General features: G+C 73.1%; 10 protein-coding genes, 1 tRNA gene and 1 other RNA gene. 9 read left to right on the top strand and 3 right to left on the bottom strand.

What is annotated here, in order from left to right; genetic code table 11:
• The first annotated feature begins 10 nt into the window (after window positions 1-10).
• Window positions 11-2,020, top strand: coding sequence for a helicase HerA-like domain-containing protein (locus tag BIU89_RS13895; protein WP_071247345.1), 2,010 nt, complete (start codon window positions 11-13; stop codon window positions 2,018-2,020).
• A gap of 85 nt (window positions 2,021-2,105) precedes the next feature.
• Here BIU89_RS13895 and BIU89_RS13890 read toward each other — a convergent pair whose 3' ends face one another.
• Window positions 2,106-2,747: a hypothetical protein gene (locus BIU89_RS13890; RefSeq protein WP_027466388.1), complete on the bottom strand. Its 642-nt coding sequence runs from the start codon at window positions 2,745-2,747 to the stop codon at window positions 2,106-2,108.
• Window positions 2,748-3,048: 301 nt separating this feature from the next.
• Window positions 3,049-3,133, bottom strand: a tRNA-Ser gene (locus BIU89_RS13885).
• A gap of 121 nt (window positions 3,134-3,254) precedes the next feature.
• Between BIU89_RS13885 and pta the strand changes: the two genes are divergently transcribed.
• Window positions 3,255-5,363 carry a phosphate acetyltransferase gene (gene pta, locus BIU89_RS13880; RefSeq protein WP_071247344.1) on the top strand — a complete coding sequence of 703 codons (2,109 nt, stop codon included), beginning with the start codon at window positions 3,255-3,257 and terminating at the stop codon, window positions 5,361-5,363.
• A gap of 49 nt (window positions 5,364-5,412) precedes the next feature.
• A complete protein-coding gene (locus tag BIU89_RS13875; RefSeq protein WP_027466390.1) occupies window positions 5,413-6,609 on the top strand; it encodes an acetate/propionate family kinase in 1,197 nt (398 codons plus the stop codon).
• 132 nt (window positions 6,610-6,741) lie between these two features.
• On the opposite strand, the gene BIU89_RS13870 is transcribed toward BIU89_RS13875, so the two are convergent.
• Window positions 6,742-7,416, bottom strand: a complete 675-nt coding sequence (locus tag BIU89_RS13870) for an SDR family oxidoreductase (protein WP_027466391.1) — start codon at window positions 7,414-7,416, stop codon at window positions 6,742-6,744.
• A 37-nt stretch (window positions 7,417-7,453) separates the two neighbouring features.
• On the opposite strand from BIU89_RS13870, the gene ffs reads away from it, so the two are divergent.
• From ffs to BIU89_RS13840, 6 genes are all read left to right on the top strand, one after another.
• An RNA gene (gene ffs / locus BIU89_RS13865) (signal recognition particle sRNA small type) lies at window positions 7,454-7,550 on the top strand.
• A gap of 233 nt (window positions 7,551-7,783) precedes the next feature.
• Window positions 7,784-15,394, top strand: a complete 7,611-nt coding sequence (locus BIU89_RS13860) for a choice-of-anchor G family protein (RefSeq protein ID WP_071247342.1) — start codon at window positions 7,784-7,786, stop codon at window positions 15,392-15,394.
• A 164-nt stretch (window positions 15,395-15,558) separates the two neighbouring features.
• Complete coding sequence (locus tag BIU89_RS13855) at window positions 15,559-18,339, top strand: DNA polymerase III subunit gamma and tau (RefSeq protein ID WP_071247340.1); 2,781 nt, start codon at window positions 15,559-15,561, stop codon at window positions 18,337-18,339.
• Window positions 18,339-18,938 carry a recombination mediator RecR gene (gene recR / locus BIU89_RS13850; RefSeq protein WP_017888680.1) on the top strand — a complete coding sequence of 200 codons (600 nt, stop codon included), beginning with the start codon at window positions 18,339-18,341 and terminating at the stop codon, window positions 18,936-18,938. The genes BIU89_RS13855 and recR overlap by 1 nt, the downstream gene beginning before the upstream one ends.
• A gap of 116 nt (window positions 18,939-19,054) precedes the next feature.
• Window positions 19,055-20,320 (top strand): aspartate kinase, encoded by a 1,266-nt coding sequence (locus BIU89_RS13845; RefSeq protein ID WP_017888681.1) that lies wholly within the window; start codon window positions 19,055-19,057, stop codon window positions 20,318-20,320.
• Between the two features lie 43 nt (window positions 20,321-20,363).
• The gene (locus BIU89_RS13840) at window positions 20,364-21,416 is read left to right on the top strand and encodes an aspartate-semialdehyde dehydrogenase (RefSeq protein ID WP_071247338.1); all 1,053 of its coding nucleotides are present in this window, start codon (window positions 20,364-20,366) and stop codon (window positions 21,414-21,416) included.
• Window positions 21,417-21,512: the final 96 nt, after the last annotated feature.

The following is a 21,512-nucleotide window of genomic DNA, read 5'->3' as shown; positions in this document are numbered from 1 at the left end:
GGCTGAGCCCATGAGCGACGCGACGGAGCGGGCACGGGCGGCTGCCGAGGCAGCGAGACAGGCCGCCGACGAGGCACGTCGGCTCGCCGACGAAGCGGCGCGGCGAGCCGAGGAGCTCGCCGCCGCACTGGCGGTGGAGGAGCAGACGGAACGCACCGCCGACGCGGAACCCGCGGTCGTCGGGTCCCCACCACCCACCGGCCTGGAGGCGCGGCTCACGCCCGACGCGGAGCCCGCCCCCGCGGCCGCACCGGCTCCGACCACCCCTGCCGCGGCGGTCGAGGCGACCACCCCGGATCCGGTGGCGACGGCGGCGACCGGCGCCGCGCCTCCCGTCCGGGGTGGGACCGGACCGCTCGGATCGGACGCGGTCTCGGCGATCCGTGACGGCTACGCCGTCGACGGCGGTGCGATCGAACTCGGTGCCCTGGTCAACGGCGCAGCGGTGCCTGAGGTGCAGGTCCGCATCCCGCTCGCGATGCTGAACCGGCACGGGCTGGTGGCCGGGGCGACCGGCACCGGCAAGACCCGCACGCTGCAGGTGCTCGCCGAGCAGATCGCGGCGAACGGGGTGCCGGTGTTCGCCGCCGACATCAAGGGCGACCTGTCGGGTCTGGCCGTCGCGGGGCAGGCGACCGACAAGCTGCTCGACCGTACCGCGGGCATCGGCCAGCAGTGGCAGGGCGTCGCGAGCCAGGCCGAGCTGTTCTCGCTGGGCGGGCAGGGTACGGGCGTGCCGATCCGTGCCACCGTCTCCGGGTTCGGGCCGCTGCTGCTGTCGAAGGTGCTCGGCCTGAACGACACGCAGGAGTCCTCGCTCGGCCTGGTGTTCCACTACGCCACGCAGCAGGGTCTGGCGCTGGTGGACCTCGACGATCTGCGGAGCGTGCTGACGTTCCTGGTGAGCGAGCAGGGCAAGGGGGAACTCGCCGAGCTCGGGGGCCTGTCGAAGCAGACCGCCGGGGTGATCCTGCGCGAGCTCGTCACCTTCGCCGACCGGGGCGCCGACCGGTTCTTCGGGGCGCCCGAGATCGACACGCAGGTGTTCCTGCGGACGGCGGCGGACGGGCGGGGGATCGTCAGCCTGCTCGAGGTGCCCGGTGTGCAGGACCGGCCGGAGGTCTTCTCGACGTTCCTGATGTGGTTGCTGGCGGACCTGTTCAACGAGCTGCCCGAGGTCGGCGACCAGGACGAGCCGAAGCTCGTGTTCTTCCTGGACGAGGCGCACCTGTTGTTCAACGGGGCGTCGAAGGACTTCACCGAGCAGATCGTGCGGACCGTGCGGCTCATCCGGTCGAAGGGCGTCGGGGTCTTCTTCGTGACGCAGACCCCGAAGGACGTGCCGAACGACGTGCTGGCGCAGCTCGGGTCGCGCATCCAGCACCAGCTCCGCGCCCACACCCCGGACGACGCGAAGGCGCTCCGGGCGACGGTGTCGACCTACCCGACGAGTGACTACGACCTGGGCGAGGTCCTCACCTCGCTCGCGACCGGCGAGGCGATCGTCACGGTGATGAACGAGCGGGGCGCACCGACCCCCGTCGCGTGGACCCGGCTGCGCGCACCCCAGGGGTCGATGGACCCGATGCCGGCCGACGAGATGGCCGCGCGGGTGCAGGCCTCACCGCTCCTGTCGACCTACGGCACCCGCGTCGATCCGGACTCGGCGCGCGAGGTGCTCGCGCGCCGGATGGAGGCGGCGGCCGCTGCAGCCGACGCCGCTGCCGCAGCCGACGAGGCAGCTGCCGCCGCGGCGGACGCATCGGCGGATGCCCAGCAGGAGTACGAGCGGCAGCAGCGGGAGTTCGAGCGGGCCGAGCGAGCGTCGGACGCCCGGCGGTCCGGTCGGTCCGGCGGCTCCGGTCGGTCGGGCGGGACGCAGCGGTCCGGGACGCGGCGGTCCGGGACGCGGCGATCCGCGGGGGACCCGCTGTCGGACCTGCTCGGCTCCGGGCTGGGCGGGACCATCGCGAAGGAAGTGGTGCGCGGGATCTTCTCGACGCTGCGGCGTCGGCGCTGACCGGTGCCGCGCTGACCGGTGCGGTGCTGACCGGTGCCGCGCTGACGGGTGCCGTGCGGTGGCCGCTGGCCCGTCCGCCGGTGGGTCAGGGGGCGTTGAGACCGGCGAACTCGACGGCGAGCAACCCGCCGACGACCAGCACGACGAGGCCGCCGACGAGCAGGAACGCCGACCGCTGCTCGTACCAGGCGCGGCTCGTCGGGTAGCGCTTCGCGAAGGTGCGGGAGGAGACCGGCCGCGACTCTTCGACGACCTGCACGCCGAGCGCGTCGACCACACGGTCGAGCCCGTCGTCGCCCCACACGTCGGCGCGGAGCCTGAAGAGGTGGGTGCCGGTCCGGTCGAACGCGACGAGTTCCCGCACGGTCCGGTCCACGGACGAGCCGAAGGTCGTGGCGAGCACCAGGCTGTGCACGCGGTCGCGGGGGATCCGACGGTGCGCCGTGAGGACGCCACGGATCGTCAGACCGTCGTCGTCGATCCCGATGAACGCGGTGTGCAGTCGGACGAACACGATGCCGACGGCCGCGGCCATCGCGACGACGATGCCGGCGAACACGGCCCACGTGCGGAACGGGAACGAGACCCAGACCAGGGCGACGGCGAGCGGCACGGCCGAGAAGGCGATGCTCAGCGCGGTGGAACGGACGAGGGACCGGCGCGGACGGAGGACCGTGTCGAAGACGGCGGGTCGCACGGGCACTGCGGGCACGGTGGTGTCCCCCATGGCGCGTCTCCTCGTCCCCTCGGGTGTTCCGGGCACGCTGACCAGCACGCCCTCCGAGCGACGCCCCTGCCGCTCGATGCACCGCGGTCGGCTCGTCCCGGAGCCGTTCGCTCGGCCAGCATAGGCGACCGACGGGTACCGGGGACAGCCCGTTCCACCCCTGGTCGGCGTTTCCCGGCCAACCGAGGGGGAACAGGGCACGCGCTCGTCCGCAGGGTGGGGGACCGATCGACTGTGGAACGACGAAGGACCCGCACCGATCGGTGCGGGTCCTTCGTGGGTGTTGCGGTCTTGCTCGCTGCGGAGAATGGGGGATTCGAACCCCCGAGGGCTTGCACCCAACACGCTTTCCAAGCGTGCGCCATAGGCCACTAGGCGAATTCTCCTGACACCGTCTCGCGACGGCGACACCCAATGGTACAGGTTCTCCGAGGTGCTCACGACCGCGTGTCGTCGGCGACGGTGCTCCCAGATGTCGTGACATGTGCGGCGACTACCCTGGGCCTCGTGTCGACCCGCATCTACATCACGTCAGCAGAAGGGCACACGGGCAAGAGCACCGTCGCCCTCGGTGTCCTCGAGACCCTCGCCCGGTCCGTCGGCCGCGTCGGCGTGTTCCGGCCCGTCGCCCGCTCGGTCGTCGAACCCGACTACGTGCTCGAGCTGCTGCTGCAGCACACGGCCGTCGGCATCTCGTACGACGACGCGGTCGGGGTCACCTACGACGACGTGCACGCCGACCCCGAGGCGGCGCTCGGCACCATCGTCAACCGGTTCGCCCAGGTCGAGCGGCAGTGCGACGCCGTCGTGGTGCTCGGGTCCGACTACACCGACGTGGGGAGCCCCACCGAGCTGTCCTTCAACGCGAAGGTCGCCGCGAACCTCGGCGCTCCGGTGCTCCTCGTGCTCGGTGGGCGCGACGCCGCCGAACGTGCGGCCCGCACCCCCGAGGGCATGGCGCAGGTCGCCGACGTCACGACGAGCGAGCTGCGGGCGGCACACGCGCAGCTGTTCGGCGTCGTGGTGAACCGTGCCGACCCGGACGCCCTCGCCGCCATCGTGACGAGCGTCGAGCAGGCCGTGCACGACGACCACCCCGACGTCCCGGTGTGGGCGATCCCCGAGGACCGTGTGCTCGTCGCCCCGACGGTCCGCGCCCTGCTGCAGGCCACCGGCGCCACCCTGGTCCGCGGTGACGACGCCCTGCTCGACCGTGAGGCCCTCGGTACCGTCGTCGCGGGCATGAGCATGGAGAACGTGCTGCCCCGGCTGATCGAGGGCGGCATCGTCGTCGTCCCCGGTGACCGGAGCGACGTCCTCATCGCCACGCTGCTCGCCAACCAGTCCGAGACGTTCCCGAGCCTGGCCGGCGTCATCCTGAACGGCGGGTTCGAGATCGCCCCGCAGGTGTCCCGGCTGCTCGAGGGCCTGTCGAGCTCGCTGCCGATCGCGCAGAACGACCTCGGCACCTACGACACCGCCCTCCGGATCACCCAGACCCGGGGCCGCCTGGCCGCCGACTCGCCCCGGAAGGCCGACCTCGCGCTCGCCCTGTTCGAGCAGCACGTCGACGCCGAGGCCCTGCGCGACCGCCTGCAGCTCGCTCCGTCCGGGGTCGTCACCCCGCTCATGTTCGAGCACGGCCTGCTCGACCGGGCGCGCAGCTACGGCAAGCGCATCGTCCTGCCCGAGGGCGAGGACGACCGCATCCTCCGCGCCGCCTCCACCCTGCTGCAGCGCCAGGTCTGCGAGCTGACGATCCTCGGCGACCCCGCGGCCATCCGCACGCGGGCGACCGAGCTCGGCCTCGACCTCGAGGCCGCGCAGCTCGTCTCGCCGTTCGACCCCGAGCTGCGTGAGCGCTTCGCCGAGGAGTACACCCGGCTCCGTGCCCACAAGGGGATGTCGATCGAGCTCGCCCGCGATACCGTCACCGACGTCTCGTACTTCGGCACGATGATGGTGCAGCTCGGGCTCGCCGACGGCATGGTCTCCGGCGCGAAGCACACCACCGCGCACACCATCCGGCCGTCGTTCGAGATCATCAAGACCCGTCCGGACACCTCGATCGTGTCGAGTGTGTTCCTGATGGCGCTCGCCGACCGCGTGCTCGTCTACGGCGACTGCGCCGTGATCCCGGACCCGACGAGCGAGCAGCTCGCCGACATCGCGATCTCGTCCGCCGAGACCGCGACCCAGTTCGGCATCGACCCCCGCGTCGCGATGCTCAGCTACTCCACCGGCGACAGCGGTTCCGGTGCCGACGTGGACAAGGTGCGCGCCGGCACCGCGTTCGTGCGGGAACGGCGGCCCGACCTGCTCGTCGAAGGCCCGATCCAGTACGACGCCGCAGCCGACCCCACGGTCGCGTCGACGAAGATGCCGGACTCCCCGGTCGCCGGCCGCGCGACGGTGTTCATCTTCCCGGACCTCAACACCGGCAACAACACGTACAAGGCCGTGCAGCGCTCGGCCGGCGCCGTGGCGATCGGCCCGGTCCTGCAGGGCCTGCGCAAGCCGATCAACGACCTGTCGCGCGGCGCCCTGGTGGGCGACATCGTGAACACCGTCGCGATCACCGCGATCCAGGCCGGCACCGCGACCGACGCGGCCTGACCGCCCGACCCGCACCGCGCCTCCAGGCCCGACAGAAAGTGACCACCCCGTGACCGCAGCCCTCGTCGTCAACTCCGGCTCGAGTTCGTTCAAGTACCAGCTCATCGAACTCGAGGACGAGCGCACGCTCGCCTCCGGACTCGTCGAGCGCATCGGCGAATCCGCCGGGGCCTGGAAGCACACCAACGCGCTGACGGGGGAGTCGTCGTCGAACGACGCCGCGTCGGTGCCCGACCACGCGGCCGGCTTCCAGGCGATGATCGACGCGTTCGCGAAGGTCGGGCCGTCGTTCGACGAGCACCCGCCCGCCGTCGTCGGCCACCGCGTCGTGCACGGGGGCACCACCTTCGACCGCGCGACGGTCGTCACGGACCAGGTCGAGCAGCAGATCGAGGACCTCAACAGCCTCGCACCGCTGCACAACCCCGCGAACCTCGAGGGGATCCGCGCCGCGAAGCAGGTCTTCTCGGACGTCCCGCACGTCGCCGTGTTCGACACCGCGTTCCACCAGACGATGCCGCCGCACGCGTACACGTACGCGATCCCCGCCGACCTGGCCGCCGAGTACGGGATCCGCCGCTACGGCATGCACGGCACCAGCCACAAGTACGTCTCCGAGCAGGCCGCGGAGTTCCTCGACCGGCCACTCGCCGAGCTCAAGACGATCGTGCTGCACCTGGGCAACGGCGCCTCGGTCGCGGCGATCGACGGCGGGAAGTCCATCGAGACCTCGATGGGGCTGACCCCGCTCGAGGGGCTCGTCATGGGCACCCGCTCCGGCGACCTCGACCCCGCGGTGCTCATCCACCTGCACCGCGAGGCCGGGATGACCTTCGACGAGCTCGACACCATGCTCAACAAGCGGTCCGGTCTGCTCGGCCTGACCGGCAACGGCGACATGCGGGACGTGCAGGACGCCGCCACCAAGGGCGACGAGCAGGCGGAGGCGGCGCTCGCCGTGTACCGCCACCGCATCCGTCGGTACGTGGGCGCCTACACGGCACAGCTCGGCGGGCTCGACGCGGTCGTGTTCACCGCGGGGGTCGGCGAGAACAACGCCCTGCTGCGGCGGCGCGTGCTCGCGGGGCTCGAGCACCTGGGCATCGAGATCGACCCGGACCGCAACGAGCTGGCGTCGCGCGACGCCCGCCGCATCTCCACCGACGGCTCACGTGTCGCGGTGCTCGTGATCCCGACGAACGAGGAGCTCGAGATCGCCCGGCAGTCGGCTGCGGTCGCGCTCTGACGTGCGGGGCGCGTGTCGCCTCGCGTCGGCTCGCCCGCAGGCTGCGGACGGGAGGCGCGGCGCGGGCTGGCTCCGTGCCTCCCGTCCGTCCGTGGGTCGCGTCCACCGCACGGTGCGGCCGGCGCCGACCGGTCAGGTCAGGGCGCCCAGCGCCGCCGGGATCGGGGTGTCGCCGCTGGTGACCTCGAACTGCACGCCGACCGCGGCGTCGTCGAGCAGGGCGTGCAGGACGACGGTCGCGACGTCCGCGCGGGGGATCGAGCCGCGCGGGACCGTCCGGCCGACGTGGACCGTGCCCTGCGGCGGGGTGTCGAGCAGGCCGCCGGGACGCACGATCGTCCAGCGGAGGCGTCGGGCCCGCAGGTTCGCGTCCGCCTCGGCCTTCGCCCGCAGGTAGACCTGGAACACCGCGGCGTCGTCCTGCGCGGGCACGACGGCGAGCTCGGGGTCGTAGGTGTCGGCCGCCATCGCGGAGATCATCACGTAGCGCTCGATGCCGGCACGCTCGGCGGCGTCGGCGAGCAGGATCGCACCGTCACGGTCGACGGTGAGCTTCCGCTCGGCGCCGCTGTTCGGCCCGGCACCGGCGGCGAACACCACGGCATCGACACCGCGCAGGCGGAGCGCGAGGTCGTCGTCGCCGAGCTGCTCCAGGTCGGCGACGATCGCACGCGCCCCCTGTTGCTCGACGTCGGCCACGTGCGCAGGGTTGCGGACGATCGCGACGGCGTCGTGGCCGGCGTCGGTGATCTGGCGGGCGAGGAGCAGGGCGATCTGGCCGTGTCCTCCGGCGATGGCGATCTTCATGTGTTCGAGTCTGCCCGTCGCGTCCGGTAGACTTCTCGGCGGCTCCTCACGTGACGCCATCCAGGCCAACTCCCCCAGGGCGGAAACGCAGCAAGGGTAACCAGGCTCTGGCGGGTGCGTGAGGAGTCTTCTTCGTTCCGGGTCGAGTCGGCTCCCCGGTGTCCGCCCCCCGTTCGGGAGGTCTCGCGTCCTTTTTCGTCGATGCTTGCGGACAGCTTCCTGATCATGTGTAAAGATCTGCCTCAGGAATCCCCAACCAGGATTCCGACCCTCCACCGCCTCACCAGCGGAGGAGCCTCCACCGCCTCACCAGCGGTGGATTCCGAGGATCAGGTGGCGGGCGCGCCCGCCAGGAAAAGAGACACGCATGCGCAGGCACGCGTCGCTGCCCGGTACCCCCGTACCCTCCGCAGCGGACGAACGGACACGACGGATCACCCGCGCCGACGGCCGAGCTCGAGGACGAGCGACGGACGGTCGGCGGTTCCTCCTGCGCGGCGGCGTCGTCGCCACGGTGACGGCGCTCATCGCCGCCACCGTGGCGATCCAACCCGCTGCGGCCGCCCAGAACGACGTCGCCGAGGCCGAGGGGCTGCTGCTCAGCGGCTCGGGCATCGTCGACGCCGATGCGGTTGCCCAGCTCGGCGGCGCGTACTCCGCGCGGGGCGCGGCCTCGGGCGGCGGCACCACGAACCAGCCGCTCAACCTGACGGCGCTCAACGCCGTCGGGGTGGACCTCGGCAACGACATCGACCTGCTCGGCCCGAACGGCATCCTGACCCTCGGCGTCGACGGTCAGTACGCCACGACCTCGGCCGCGGGCGCGACCGCGTCGTCGGGACTCCTGACGAACGACGGCGGCATCGGGGTCGGCACCGGGTCCGGCACCGGCGCTGCGACGGTCAACCTCAACCCGCTGTTCTCGCGCGTCGGCGCCGACACCACGGTGCTGTCGAACGCGCAGCTGCGGGTCGGGGCCCTGGCGTCCCGGATCCAGGCGACGCGTGGCACCACGGTCGGGACGACGACGGACTACCGGATCGCCGGCGCGGACCTGAACCTGACGAGCCCGGCGGTCGCCGGACTCAGCACGGCGCTCCGGAACGACCTGCGCACCTTCTCGGGCACGGTGAACTCCGCGGTCGGTGCCGACGGGGCGCTGTCCGGCACGACCACGGCGCTGACGAGCGAGCTGCAGCGCCTCCTCCGCACGACGAGCCTCGGACTCGTGAACGTCAACGGCACGACGGTCACCGCGACCGTCGACCTGAACCTCGACGACACCCTGACCCGTGTGCTGCAGCAGCCGCTCACGGACGGTGCGGTGACGATCACCCCGTCGACCGGCGCGATCACGGTCGACCTCGACCGGCTCACCACGCTCAACGGTCAGCCGGCGAACACGTCGGTGCTGACCGAAGCGGCCGTGAGCTCGATCAACCGGAGCATCACGACGATCCTCGGCACGCAGCTGCCGACGGCGCTGCAGACCGCGGTCGTCAACACGATCGACTCGACCGCCGTGCGGGTGAACGTCACCGCGAACGTCAACCTCGCGGGCATCCCGCTCACCGCACTGGCCCTCCGCGCGGACACCACGCTCGGCGCACTCGCCGGCACGTCGCCCGCCGCCGCCACGGTGACGGCGACCGGTGGCCCCCTCGGGCTGAACGTGCTCGGCACCCTGCTCGCCCCGGCGGTCAACACCGTCGTCATCCCGGCACTGCAGACCATCGTGCGTCCCCTGGTGACGGGCACGGCCCTGACGAACCTCGGCACGACGCTCACGGCGACGACCTCGGCCGTCTCCACCCTGCTGAGCCCCGTCGTGCTGCTGCTCCGTCAGGTCGTCGACCTCACCGTGAACGCGCAGGACACCACCGGCTTCCGCGACCCCCGCGGGTACGACACCGGATCGCGGAGCGTGCACGCCCTGCGGCTCTCCGTGCTCCCCGGGGCGAACGTCGCCACCGTGGACCTCGCCACCTCGACCGTGCGCGCCACGGCGTTCGCGGCTCCGACCATCACGGCGCCCACGGCCGGACAGCAGTTCACCGTGCCGTCGGCGACCTCGACCCGCAGCGTCGTCGTGAGCGGGGCCGGGGAGCCCGGCGCCACCGTGGCGGTCAGCCTCGGCGGGGACCGGACCGGCACCGCGACCGTCGCTGCCGACGGGACCTGGACGACGACCATCGCCGACGTCCCCACCGGTGCGTACACCGCGACCGCGACCCAGACGGTCGGCGGCACCGCGGCCGGCACCGCGACGCAGGACTTCTCCGTCGTGGCCCAGCGCGCCCTGACGATCACCACTCCCACGGCCGGTCAGACCTTCACGACGACGGGGGAGACCGCCCCGGTCACCCTGACGGGCACCGCGACGGCGAACGCGCGCATCAGCGTCGACCTGGGCGGCGGCGTGACCGCGACGGGCACGGCGGACGACGCCGGCGCCTGGAGCGTCACCGTCCCCGAGGTCCCGGTCGGCGAGCAGACGGCGAGCGTCACGCAGACCGTCGGCGACACGACCTCGGCACCCGTGACCCGGCCCTTCCGGGTCGTGGCCGCGGCCGGCCTGACCGTCGACACCCCCACGGCGGACCAGGACTTCCCGCTCGCCGGCGACACCCGGTCCGTCCCGTTCTCCGGCAGCGCACAGGCCGGTGCCCGCGTGGACGTCGACCTCGGTGACGGCCTGACCGCCAGCACCCGCGCGAACGCCGACGGCACCTGGTCGACGAGCGTCACGGACGTCCCGGCCGGGGAGTACTCGGCCGAGGTCACCCAGACCGTCGGCGGCACCACGAGTGCCCCGGTCACCCGGGACTTCACCGTGACGGCGGCCCCCGCGCTGACAATCGACGAGCCGGCCGACGGCAGCACCATCACCGTCGCCGACGAGAGCTCGACCACCCCGGTGACGGTGTCCGGCTCGGCCGCCCCGAACGCCCGGGTCACCGTCGGCATCGGTGGTTCCTTCACCGCCGCGGTGACCGCGGACGAGGACGGTGCCTGGACGACGACCTTCGCCGACGTCCCGGTCGGAGAGCGCACCGCCACTGCGCGGCAGAGCGTCGACGGCACCACGTCCGGCCCGGTGGAGACCACCTTCACCGTCGAGGCGGGCGACCCGCTCGCGATTACCTCGCCGGAGGACGGCGACGTCGTCACCGTCCTCGACGCCGACACCACCACCGACCTCGACCTGGCAGGCACGGCCGAGGCCGGCGCCGAGGTGCGGGTCTCGCTCGGCGACGGACTGACCGCCACCACGACGGCCGACGACGACGGCACCTGGACGCTGACCGTCACCGACGTCCCGGCCGGTCGGTACACGATCTCGGCGACGCAGACCGTCGGCGGGACCACCTCGCCGGCCGTCCGCCAGGTCGTCACGGTGCAGGCGGGCGCCCAGCTCGCCGTGACCGCTCCGGCGCAGGACGCCACGGTCACGGTCGCCACCGACGACTCCGTCGTCGACGTCACCGTGCGGGGCACCGCGCAGCCCGGCGCCCGCATCGAGGTCGTCCTGGACGACGGCGACGCGGTGTCCACGACGGCGAACCTGCAGGGCGCCTGGTCGGTGGTCCTCACCGACGTCGGCACCGGCGACCACACCGCGACGGTCACCCAGACCGTCGACGGCGCGACCTCGGCACCGGTGGACCGTGACTTCGCGGTCGAGGCCGGCGACGAGCTCGTCATCGTGGCACCGGGTGACGCCCAGCAGGTGCCCGCCGGCACCGGCGGCCAGGCCAACGTGGTCGTCCGCGGCACCGCGGAGCCCGGCGCGACCGTCGCCGTCACGATCGACGACGGTGACCCCGTCGAGGTCGTCACGGACACGGCCGGCAACTGGGAGCTCCCGACCACGCAGCTCGGCATCGGCGAGCACACCGTCGAGGCCGTGCAGACCGTGAACGGCACCGACGGCCCGGTGGTCACGCGTGACTTCACTGTGGTCCCCGGCAACGCCATCGTCATCGACACCCCGGCGAGCGGCGCACGCTTCGTCGTGGTCGACGCCGACGCCACCGCGACCGTCCGGATCACCGGCACGGCCGAGCCCGGCGCTGCGGTGACCGTCTCGGTCGGCCCCGGCACCCGGTTCACCACCACGGCTGACGACGACGGGCGGTGGGCGGTCGACGCGACCGGTCTCGCCCCGACCGGCGTCTACACGGCGTCGGCCAGCCAGGAGGTCGAGGACGTCGTGACGAGCGCCGTCCCGATCACCTTCGAGGTCGTCACGGCCAACGCGCTGACGATCACCGGTCCCGACACGGACCCGATCACGGTCGCCGGACCCGACGTCGAGCGCGACGTCACGGTCACCGGCACCGGCCAGCCCGGCGCCGCGGTCACGGCGACCCTCGCCGGCTCCGAGGACCAGGAGACGACGGTCGGTGCCGACGGCACGTGGTCGGTCGCGTTCCCCGACCTCGGCGTCGACGTGCACCAGGTCTCGGTCACCCAGACCCTGGCCGGCAGCGTCTCCGACCCGCGCACCTCCGACCCGGTCGGGCGCACGATCACGATCGAGGCCGCCGAAGCCGTCACGATCACCGCACCGGGGACCGATGCGGTCCTGCTCGTGCCGGACGCCGACGCGACGCGCGACGTCGTGGTCACGGGTTCGGCGGAGCCGGGTGCGCCGGTGACGGTGCGTCTCGGCGACGACGAGGCGACCACCACCGCGGACGCGGACGGCGACTGGACGGTCACGTTCGGTGGGGTCGGTGTCGGCACCCCGACGCTCACCGCCAGCCAGACGGTCGGCGGGACCACCGCCTCCAGTCCGGACCAGACCGTCACCGTGCGGGCCGGAACCGCGCTCACCATCGTGACCCCGGAGGACGGCGACGTCGTGACGGTCGCCGACACGTCCGGCACCGCCGACGTCGAGGTGACCGGTCGGGCGCAGCCCGACGCCGAGGTGACGGTCCGGATCTCGACCGGCGAGACCGAGACGGTGACGGCGGACGAGGACGGCCGGTGGGAGACCACCTTCCAGGACGTCCCGGTGGGCGACCACCGCGTCACCGCGACGCAGGTCGTCGGCGGACAGACCTCGACGCCGGTGACGGCGGCGGTGTCGGTCCGTGCCGGCGCCCCGCTCGTCGTGTCCACGCCGCGGGGTGCCACCACCGTCACGGTGGCGGACGACGACGCCACCACCGGGGTGGACTTCGCCGGCACCGGGGAACCGGGCGCGACCGTCACGGTCGACCTCGGCGACGGTGGGAGCGCCACGGCGACCGTGGACGAGGACGGCCGCTGGGCGACCACGGTCGAGGACGTGCCGACCGGCTCGTTCACGGCCTCGGTCACGCAGGCCCTGAACGGCACCACGAGTGCGGCGGTCGAACGACCGGTGTCCGTGGTCGCGGCTGCCGACCTGATCATCCGTGAGCCCGGCGACGACCCCATCACGGTGGCCGACGGTGACGCGACGACGACCGTGACGGTCGCCGGTGACGCCCAGCCCGGCGCCACGGTGACGGTCACCGTCGACGACCGCGACCCCGTCGAGGTCACCGCCGGAGACGACGGCTCGTGGAGCGTCGACGTGCCGGACCTCGGTGTCGGCGAGCACACCGTCGAGGTGACGCAGACCGTGGACGGCTCGACCTCGACCACCCCGGTCGGGACGACGTTCGAGATCGAGGCGGGCGCGCCCGTCGTCATCACCGAGCCGACGGCCGACCAGGAGTACACGGTCGCCGACGGGGACGGCACGACGACGGTCGACGTCGCCGGCACCGCCGAGCCGGGCGCGACCATCGTGGTCGACCTGGGCGACGGTCGCACCGAGTCGACCACCGCGGACGACGACGGCGCGTGGAGCGTCTCGGTCCCCGGTGTGCCGGCCGGCACCACGACCGTCAGCGTCACGCAGCGCGTCGACGGCACCGAGTCCGCGCCGGTGACGGTGGACGTCCGCGTCCTCGTCGCCGACCCGATCACGATCGCCACCCCGGCGGACGGGACCACGATCCGGGTCGCCCAGCGCGACTCGCTCGCGACCCTCACCGCCGCGGGGGCCGCCGAGCCCGGTGCCGAGGTCCGTGTCACGATCGACGGCGGCGACGCCCGGACCGTGACCGCGACCGACGCCGGCACCTGGAGCGTCGACCTGCCGGACACCGCCGTCGGCGAGCACACGATCCGTGCGACCCAGACGGTCGACGGCTCGACATCCGCAGCGGTGCGCAGCACCTTCACCGTCGCACCCGGTGCGGCGCTGACGGTCACCGCCCCGGCGGACGACACCACGTTCACCGTGCCGAGCACCGACCCCACCGCGACCGTCCCGGTCGGCGGCGAGGGCCAGCCCGGCGCGACGGTCCGCGTCGTCCTCGACGACGCCGACCCGGTCGTGGTCCGTGTCGGCACCGACGGACGGTGGGAGACCACGCTGGTCGACGTGCCGGCGGGCGAGCACACGCTCGTCGTCAGCCAGGTCGTGAACGGCACGACGTCCGACGCGATCGAGCGTGACGTGACCGTCGTGGTCGCCGCCGCGGACGCGATCGTCGTGACCAGCCCGGCCGACGGCGCCGACCACCGGGTGCTCGGCGGCTCGACCGACGTGCGCGTGACCGGTACCTCGGCACCGAACGCCGCGGTCTCGGTCCGCATCGACGACGGCACCGCGGTCACGACGACCGCGGACGACGACGGCGCGTGGTCCGTGACGGTGCCGGACGTCGCCGAGGGGACCCACACCGTCGCCGCCAGCCAGACGGTCGACGGTGCCACCACCGACGCCCCGCGGGTCGGCTTCACCGTGACGGCCGCGACGCCGGTCGTCATCTCGAGCCCGACCGACGGCCAGGCGTTCCCGACCACGGGGTCGACGACGTCGGTCCCGGTGAGCGGTACCGCCGAGCCCGGTGCGACCGTCACGGTCGACGTCGACGGCCGGAGCGCGACGACGACCGCCGGCGACGACGGTTCGTGGACGGTCACGATCGGTGGCGTCCCGCTCGGGGACCACACGGTGTCGGTGACGCAGACGGTCGGCGGTCGGACCTCCGACCCGGTGACCGCCGACGTCACGGTCGTGGCCGCGCAGGAGACGGGCATCGTCATCACGAGCCCCGACCCCGGGCAGCTGATCCAGGCGGACGGCTTCGGGGACACCGGCTCGTTCACGGTGACCGGTCAGGCCACCCCCGGCGCCGCGGTGACGGTGACCCTGTCCACAGGGCAGGTCCGCACCACCACCGCCGACGACGAGGGCGCGTGGAGCGTCGCGTTCGAGCGCGTCCCCGAGGGGGAGTGGACGATCGGCGCCACGCAGTCGGTGAACGGCACGACCTCGGCGGCGCCGCAGGTGCCGATCGTGGTCGACACCCTGGAGCCGCTCGCGGTCACCTCGCCGACACCGGGTTCGCAGTACACGGCGGACGAGGACGGTGACCACGACCTGATGGTCACCGGTACCGCGGAGCCCGGCGCGACCGTCACCGTGCAGCCGATGGGCCGCGACGCGGTCGCCACGACGGCCGACGAGGACGGCACGTGGTGGGTCATGGTCGGGCTGCCGGTCGGCGGGCACATGCTGCGCGTCACCCAGTCGGTCGGCGGGTTCACCTCGCAGGCGCAGATGCTCCGCGTCATGGTGATGGACGACGCCGTGGACCCGGAGGAGCCGGGTACGCCCGGCACCCCGGGGACGCCCGGAACGCCCGGTACGCCCGGTACGCCCGGTACGCCCGGGCTGCCCGGCACGCCGGGGACCGGCGGGGGCTCCGGGAGCGGCATCGGGACCGGCAACGGCATCGGCGGTGGCTCCGGGAACGGCTCCGGCACCGGGATCGCTGGCTCCGGCAACGGCACCGGTGACCTCGCCTGGACCGGCGCGGACGTCGTCCCGATCGCCGGCACCGCGGCGGGCCTGGTGGCCCTCGGGTTCCTGCTGCTGGGGCTCTCCCGCCTCGCCCGCGGGTTCCGTCGCCGCACCCGCGGCTGAGTCCGCACCAGCGTCACACACCGCGCCTCCCGCCCGTCGACCAGACGGACGGGAGGCGCGGTGCCGTCCGGGCGCTCGGCCCACCGCCTGTGGGTGGTCCGGCCCGGCGGGACGACCTGTGGACGGGCACGCGGGTTGTCGGTCGTGACGGCTACCCTTGTCGCGTGGTCACCGCCCTGTATCGCCGTTACCGGCCCGAGAACTTCGCCGAGCTGATCGGGCAGTCGCAGGTCACCGACCCGCTCCGCACGGCGCTCCGCACGAACCGCGTCAACCACGCCTACCTGTTCAGTGGCCCGCGTGGCTGCGGCAAGACGACGTCGGCCCGCATCCTCGCGCGCTGCCTGAACTGCGCCGAGGGCCCGACCGACACACCCTGCGGTGTCTGCCCGAGCTGCGTGGAACTCGCCCGCGACGGCAGCGGCTCGCTCGACGTCATCGAGATCGACGCCGCGAGCCACAACGGTGTCGACGACGCGCGTGACCTGCGCGACCGTGCCGTGTTCGCCCCGGCCCGCGACCGCTACAAGATCTTCATCCTCGACGAAGCGCACATGGTGACGCCGCAGGGCTTCAACGCGCTGCTCAAGCTGGTCGAGGAACCCCCGGAGCACGTCAAGTTCATCTTCGCGACGACCGAGCCCGAGAAGGTCATCGGCACCATCCGGTCGCGCACCCACCACTACCCGTTCCGGCTCGTCCCGCCCGCGGTGATGCTCGAGTACATCGAGCAGCTCTGCACGCAGGAGTCCGTGTCGGTGGCCCCCGGCGTCCTGCCCCTGGTGGTGCGTGCCGGCGGCGGATCCGTCCGTGACACCCTGTCCCTGCTGGACCAGCTGATGGCCGGCAGCGAAGACGGGGCGATCGCCTACGAGCGTGCCGTGGCCCTGCTCGGCTACACCGACGCCGCCCTGCTCGACGACGTCGTCGACGCCCTGGCCGTCGCCGACCCGGCGTCCGCGTTCGCCGCGATCGACCGTGTCGTGCAGACCGGACAGGACCCCCGCCGCTTCGTCGAGGACCTGCTCGAGCGCCTGCGCGACCTGATCGTCGTCGCGGCGACCAACGAGAGCGCCGCCGCGGTCCTGCGCGGGGTCTCACCGGAAGAGCTCGACACCATGAGCCGCCAGGCCGGGGTCTTCGGCGCGACCGGGCTCTCCCGTTCCGCCGACATCGCGAACCGGGCCCTCACCGAGATGACCGGCGCGACCTCGCCCCGGCTGCACCTCGAACTCATGACGGCCCGGATGCTCGTGCCCGAGGCTGACGACACCCAGCGCGGGGCCCTCGCCCGGGTGGAGCGGCTGGAACGTCGCGTCGGGGTGGGCGACGCCGGTGGACACGACGCCGGTGGACACCAGGCCGGCGCCGGCGAGCAGTCCGCTCCCGCCGTCGCCGCTGCACCGCGTCGTGAGCAGCCGGCAGCCGCGGCTCCTGCCCCCTCCCTCGCCCCGTCGCCCGCTCCGGCAGCGCCTCGCACGACGCCCGAGCGTCCCGTCGAGCAGCCCGCCGCGCCGCAGGCCGACTCCGGAGCCGTGGCTCGTGACGCCGCAGCGTCGTGGGCAGCGGTCGCTCCGAGCACCCCTGGAGCGCCCGAGCAGACCTCGGCCGAGCCCGCGAAGCCCGAGCCCGCGAAGCCGGAGCCCGCGCCCGCGAAGGCCGCTGCCGAGCCGGTCAGTCCGTCGTCCACCGGTCAGGGCACGACGATCGGTGACGAGCCCGCCGTCCGGACCGTCGGTGCCGTCGGCTTCCAGCAGATGCGCGACTCCTGGCCGCAGATCGTCGAGCACGTGCAGCACGCCAAGCGTTCGGCGTGGTCGGTGGTCGTCACGGCGCAGGTCACCGCGCTCCGCGACGACGTGCTGACGCTGACGTTCCCGAGCCAGCAGGACGTCGCCTCGTTCAAGGAGATGTCCGACCCCTCGGCCAGCGTCAGCGAACTGCTCCGCGCCGCCATCGTGGACGTCCTCGGGCTCCGCGTGAAGTTCGTCGCCCGCGGGCCCGGACAGCAGCAGCGTCCCCAGCAGCAGCAGCAGCAGCAGCAGCCGGCTCCGGCGCAGCAGGCCGCACCGGCCCAGCGTCCGGCCCCCGCTGCGCAGGCGCCCGCCGCCGCGAGCCCGGCTCCGGCGCCCACAGCACCGGAAGCCCCGGCGCCGGCGTCCGCTGCCGCCCCCACACCGACGGCCGCCCCTGCCACGGAGCCGAAGGCCGCGTCGGCAGCACCCGAGTCCACGGCAGCCCCTGCGCCGACGGCAGCGCCGGCGCCGAAGTCCGCGCCGGAGCCGAAGGCAGCGCCGACCGCGTCCGCGCCGCAGCGCGACCAGGCACCGGCCGAGCCGACCCCCGCTCCCTCCGGTGCACCGGTGACGGACTGGGCGGTCGCGACGATCCCCGCCAGCGACCCCACCGCCGACGCCGTCCCGGAGTCCGTCGAGCCCAGCTGGGCGGCACCCTTCGGCACCGTGCCGGCGTCCGCGCCGGTCGCCCCCGCCGAGACGAGCACGCCCCAGCCGACCGAGCCGGCACCGTCGGCCGCACCCGCGCGACCGGCCGGTGCCACGGCCGGGAAGCCCGACCAGCCGACCACCCCGGGTCCGCAGGCGGCGTCCGGAGCGGGCGCCGTGCCTCCCGGCGGTCCTGTCGTGCCGGGCGTACCGGTCGACGACTACCCGCTCGACGACGAACCGTACGACGACGGCGCACCGTTCCCCGACCCGGGGATCGGACGCGGCGCAGCGCCAGCAGCGCCCGCAGCAGCTGCGCCGGCAGCCCCGGCGCAGCAGGCCGCACCGCAGCGCGCGGCCCAGCCCGCCGCCGCTCCCGCACGCACCGCACCGCCCGCGCGCCGCGCCCCGGTCGCCGGCCGGTACGGCGAGGCCGTCGTGCGTGAGATCCTCAACGCCCAGTTCATCGAGGAGACCGCTCTCCACCAGGACGGTGCCTGATGTACGACGGGATCGTCCAGGACCTCATCGACGAGTTCGGCCGCCTGCCCGGCATCGGACCGAAGTCGGCGCAGCGCATCGCATTCCACATCCTGCAGACCGAGTCGTTCGACCCGAGTCGTCTGTCCGAGCTGCTGGCCGACGTCAAGGAGCGGGTCCGCTTCTGCGAGATCTGCGGCAACGTCACCGAGAACGTCCAGTGCAGCATCTGCCGTGACCCGCGCCGCTCCCCGGCCACGATCTGCGTCGTGGAAGAAGCGAAGGACGTGGCGGCGATCGAGCGCACCCGGGAGTTCCGTGGGCTGTACCACGTGCTCGGCGGGGCGATCAGCCCGATCGACGGCATCGGACCGGACGACCTCCGCATCCAGCAGCTCATGACGCGCCTGGCCGACGGCACCGTGGCCGAGGTCATCATCGCGACCGACCCCAACCTCGAGGGCGAGGCGACGGCGACCTACCTCAGCCGGCTGCTCGTCCCGATGGGCATCCGCACCACGCGGCTCGCGTCGGGGCTGCCGGTCGGCGGCGACCTGGAGTATGCCGACGAGGTCACGCTCGGTCGTGCCTTCGAGGGGCGCCGCGTCGTCGGCGGCTGACCCCCACGCAGGATCCTTGCGTCGGGGCCCGCTCGCACGCAACATCCCCGAAACACCGACTACCATTGTGAGACCGCGTGACCTCGCGGTGTCGCCGTCTCCGGGAGTACCAGCCAGTGGCCTTGATCGTGCAGAAGTTCGGTGGTTCATCCGTCGCGGACGCCGAGAGCATCAAGCGCGTGGCGAAGCGGATCGTCGAGACGAAGAAGGCCGGCAACGACGTGGTCGTGGCGGTGTCGGCGATGGGCGACACCACCGACGAACTCGTCGACCTGGCGCACTCCGTCACGCCGATCCCGGCCGGCCGTGAGCTCGACATGCTCCTGACCGCGGGGGAGCGCATCTCGATGGCGCTGCTCGCGATGGCGATCAAGAGCCTCGGGGTCGAAGCGTCCTCCTACACCGGCAGCCAGGCGGGCATGCTCACCGACGCCCAGCACGGCAAGGCCCGCATCGTCGACGTCACCCCGAAGCGCGTGCGCGAGGCGCTCGACTCCGGCCACGTCGCGATCGTCGCCGGGTTCCAGGGCTTCAACCGCACCACGGGCGAGATCACCACGCTCGGCCGCGGCGGCTCGGACACCACGGCCGTCGCCCTCGCCGCGGCACTCGACGCCGACGTCTGCGAGATCTACACCGACGTCGACGGCATCTTCACCGCCGACCCCCGTGTCGTGCCGAAGGCCCGCAAGGTCGACCGCGTCACCAGCGAGGAGATGCTCGAGCTCGCAGCCTCGGGTGCCAAGGTCCTGTACATCCGCGCCGTCGAGTACGCCCGGCGGCACGGCGTCACCCTGCACGTCCGGTCCTCGTTCAACAACAACGAGGGCACCATCGTCTACAACCCTGCCGAGGGGGAAACCGTGGAAGAACCGATCATCACCGGGATCGCCGGAGACCTCTCCGAGGGCAAGATCACCGTCGTGGGGGTCCCGGACCAGCCGGGCAAGGCCGCCGAGATCTTCACCAACGTCGCGCGCGCCGGGGCGAACATCGACATGATCGTCCAGAACGTGTCGGCGGCGTCGACCGGGCGGACGGACATCTCGTTCACCCTGCCGAAGGACCAGGGCCAGACCGTGCTGACGGCGCTCGAGGTCGCGAAGGCCGACATCGGCTACGAGAGCATCCAGTACGACGACCAGATCGGAAAGCTCGCCCTGGTCGGCGCCGGGATGCGCACGAACGCCGGTGTCTCGGCGCAGCTCTTCCGCGCCCTGCACGACGCGTCGATCAACATCGAGATGATCTCCACCTCCGAGATCCGCATCTCGGTCGTCACCCGCGCCGACACCCTGAACGAGGCGATGCGCGTCGTGCACAGCGCGTTCGGCCTCGACGCCGACGCCGAGGCCGTCGTCTACGCCGGCACCGGCCGCTGACGCCCGCTGACCCGTCGATCCGCTGAACCACCAGGAGCACCGCATGAGCACCCTCACCGTCGCCGTCGTCGGCGCCACCGGCCAGGTCGGCGCCGTGATACGTCGCCTGCTCGAAGAGCGCGCGTTCCCGGCCGACCGGGTCCGCTTCTTCGCGAGCGCCCGTTCCGCCGGTACAACGCTGCCGTTCCGGGGCGAGCAGATCGTGGTCGAGGACTCCGAGCTCGCCGATCCGTCCGGCATCGACATCGCGCTGTTCTCCGCCGGGGCCACCGCCTCGCGGGCCCTCGGGCCGAAGTTCGCCGCAGCCGGAGCGCTCGTCGTCGACAACTCGAGCGCCTGGCGCATGGACCCCGACGTCCCGCTCGTCGTGAGCGAGGTGAACCCGCACGCCATCGACCAGGCGCCGAAGGGCATCATCGCGAACCCGAACTGCACGACCATGGCGATCATGCCGGTGCTCAAGGTGCTCGACACCGAGTCCGGGCTCCGCCGCCTGGTCGCGACGACCTACCAGGCGGTCTCGGGTTCCGGGCTCGCCGGGGTCGAGGAACTCCTGGGCCAGGCGAAGGCCGCGCTCGAGCAGGACACCGCTGCGCTGACGCACGACGGATCCGCCGTGACGTTCCCCGAGCCCGTCAAGTACGTCCGCCCGATCGCCTTCGACGTCGTGCCGCTCGCCGGCAGCATCGTCGAGGACGGCCTGGGCGAGACCGACGAGGAGAAGAAGCTCCGGAACGAGAGCCGGAAGATCCTCGAGCTTCCCGACCTGCTCGTCGCCGGCACGTGCGTGCGCGTCCCCGTGTTCACCGGGCACTCCATCTCGGTGCACGCCGAGTTCGAGCGTCCGCTGTCGCCCGAGCGTGCGACCGAGATCCTGTCGAGCGCACCCGGAGTCGAACTCTCCGACGTCCCGACCCCGCTGCAGGCCGCCGGCCAGGACCCGGCGTTCGTCGGCCGCATCCGCGCGGACCAGTCCGCGCCCGAGGGCCGCGGCCTCGTCCTATTCGTCAGCAACGACAACCTGCGGAAGGGTGCCGCGCTCAACGCGGTGCAGATCGCGGAGACGATCGTCGCGCGCCGCTCCGTCGACGCGTAGCGCGCCGAGCGCGACCAGCAGACGGACAGGAGGCCCGTGGCGACACCGCCACGGGCCTCCTGTCCGTCTGTCGGATGCCGCCGGTAGGATCGACGG

The sequence above is a fragment of the Curtobacterium sp. MCBA15_005 genome (assembly GCF_001864855.1).
GTDB classification, from domain to species: Bacteria; Actinomycetota; Actinomycetes; order Actinomycetales; family Microbacteriaceae; genus Curtobacterium; species Curtobacterium flaccumfaciens.
This window is presented reverse-complemented; position numbering and strand designations above follow the sequence as displayed.

Coding starts and splice junctions, on each gene's coding strand:
- BIU89_RS13895 (WP_071247345.1), top strand. CDS start 11: ATGAGCGACGCGACGGAGCGGGCACGGGCGGCTGCCGAGGCAGCGAGA.
- BIU89_RS13890 (WP_027466388.1), bottom strand. CDS start 2,747: ATGGGGGACACCACCGTGCCCGCAGTGCCCGTGCGACCCGCCGTCTTC.
- BIU89_RS13870 (WP_027466391.1), bottom strand. CDS start 7,416: ATGAAGATCGCCATCGCCGGAGGACACGGCCAGATCGCCCTGCTCCTC.
- BIU89_RS13860 (WP_071247342.1), top strand. CDS start 7,784: ATGCGCAGGCACGCGTCGCTGCCCGGTACCCCCGTACCCTCCGCAGCG.
- recR (WP_017888680.1), top strand. CDS start 18,339: ATGTACGACGGGATCGTCCAGGACCTCATCGACGAGTTCGGCCGCCTG.
- BIU89_RS13840 (WP_071247338.1), top strand. CDS start 20,364: ATGAGCACCCTCACCGTCGCCGTCGTCGGCGCCACCGGCCAGGTCGGC.